The 1,591-nt window shown below is 58.1% G+C and carries 3 protein-coding genes; 2 read left to right on the top strand and 1 reads right to left on the bottom strand.

What is annotated here, in order from left to right; translation table 11 throughout:
• Positions 1-16 precede the first annotated feature (16 nt).
• On the top strand, positions 17-268 hold the full coding sequence (locus NW815_RS10290; RefSeq protein ID WP_414390272.1) for a hypothetical protein: 252 nt from the start codon (positions 17-19) through the stop codon (positions 266-268).
• 66 nt (positions 269-334) lie between these two features.
• On the opposite strand, the gene NW815_RS10285 is transcribed toward NW815_RS10290, so the two are convergent.
• Positions 335-748: a hypothetical protein gene (locus tag NW815_RS10285; RefSeq protein WP_414343809.1), complete on the bottom strand. Its 414-nt coding sequence runs from the start codon at positions 746-748 to the stop codon at positions 335-337.
• A gap of 147 nt (positions 749-895) precedes the next feature.
• Between NW815_RS10285 and NW815_RS10280 the strand changes: the two genes are divergently transcribed.
• On the top strand, positions 896-1,471 hold the full coding sequence (locus NW815_RS10280; protein WP_414390270.1) for a pseudouridine synthase: 576 nt from the start codon (positions 896-898) through the stop codon (positions 1,469-1,471).
• Positions 1,472-1,591 lie beyond the last annotated feature (120 nt).

The following is a 1,591-nucleotide window of genomic DNA, read 5'->3' as shown; positions in this document are numbered from 1 at the left end:
GCAGTGTTCAGCGTAAATGTATCAGCACAGCCAATGGATGGAGCAAATAGAGCGGGTGCAGGGATCCCTGGCGGCCTTGGCAGCGGATCCCACCCCGGAAGCCCTGGAACAAGCCCGTCAGCAACTGGGCAACTTGAAAACCAATCTTGCCACTTGGATGCGGCTGGAATCTCTGCGCAACCCCTATCGAGTTCAAGTTTGGGGCAACCGTCTCGCGGCTTTGGAGATGATGCTGCGCTACGGAGAGCAAACCCTGATGAGGGCATGAAGCTCCCCTCTTGCGGGATGGGGATCCCATCTATCCCCAGAACTTCCCCAGAACCGAAAAAAACTGTTATGGGGTATCTTTCGGCATTTCCTCTGCGGGGTCAGGCCCTGTATCCGGCTCCTTGAGGAGAGCAGAGTCCTCAGGGCTGGGCAAGGACTCTGTCCTGCTGGCGCGAACCGCTTCCGGGGAGGTTTCTGGCTCCTCGTCATCGCTACGCGACGCTTCTGGGAACCCGTCAGCAGTGTGTGGCGCTGAAGCGGGCTGAGCAGCAACAGGTTCAGGAGCAGAAGGAGGAGGTGCAGCTGGGATCCCGGCTTCTTCTGCAGGAACAACCGCAGGTGGCTGAGCAGCTTCTTTTTCCTTTTGCTGTTCGTAGCGGCGACGTTTGTTGCCCTCATCCACCAGCACGTACACCAGGCTGAGGAGAGAGAGCCCTGCTGTTCCAACCAAAACCCAAAGTAAGTTGTTGTCTATGGTCATGGGTTGAGCTCCGTCAAACGCTGCTGGCGATGGAGGGATATTGCTCCTTAAGGCTTGATCTTACCGTTGAAGCCGCTCTGCCAAATCCTTCTGCCAAATCTTAAAGATTGGAAAGGTTGGGTTCACAGTTTTGTTGTTTTGTGTGTCATGCGCTATCTCAAGTTCTACAAGCCTTATGGCGTGCTCACCCAATTCACCGACCGAGAGGGACGGCCCACCCTCCAGTCTTTTATCCCAGTGCCCAGGGTTTATCCGGTGGGGCGACTGGATCGCGACAGCGAAGGGCTGCTCCTGCTGACCGATGATGGTCGCCTCAATGCCCGCTTGATCGATCCCAAGTTCGGCCATGAGCGCATCTACTGGGTTCAGGTGGAAGGGATCCCCACCCCCCAAGCCCTGCAACAGCTGCAACAGGGGCTGATCATCCAAGGGCGAAAAACGCGCCCGGCCCAGGTCAAAGTCTTGGCTGAGGAACCCACCCTGCCGCCACGGGATCCCCCCATCCGCTTTCGCCGCTCCATCCCCACCACCTGGCTGGAACTGACGCTGCGGGAGGGTCGCAATCGCCAGGTGCGCCGCATGACTGCCGCCGTTGGGATCCCAACTTTGCGGTTGGTTCGGGTTGGACTGGGGCCTCTTTCTCTGGTGGGGCTTGCTCCCGGCCAGTGGCAAGATCTCAGTGAGGTAGAACTGGCCCAACTGCGGCAATATTGTTTTCCGTGACGTACTCCCGACTCCGACTGCTAGGTAGTACGGAGCAGGCTTCTCGCCTCAACGGGTAGCTATCGCAAGAACCCTCAGCGAGCAGACACAGGATGTCCCACCGCGTAGCTGCACCAGATT

The organism is Synechococcus sp. R6-7, assembly GCF_047461695.1.
Classification (GTDB): domain Bacteria; phylum Cyanobacteriota; class Cyanobacteriia; order Thermostichales; family Thermostichaceae; genus Thermostichus.
This window is presented reverse-complemented; position numbering and strand designations above follow the sequence as displayed.

Coding starts and splice junctions, on each gene's coding strand:
- NW815_RS10290 (WP_414390272.1), top strand. CDS start 17: ATGTATCAGCACAGCCAATGGATGGAGCAAATAGAGCGGGTGCAGGGA.
- NW815_RS10285 (WP_414343809.1), bottom strand. CDS start 748: ATGACCATAGACAACAACTTACTTTGGGTTTTGGTTGGAACAGCAGGG.
- NW815_RS10280 (WP_414390270.1), top strand. CDS start 896: ATGCGCTATCTCAAGTTCTACAAGCCTTATGGCGTGCTCACCCAATTC.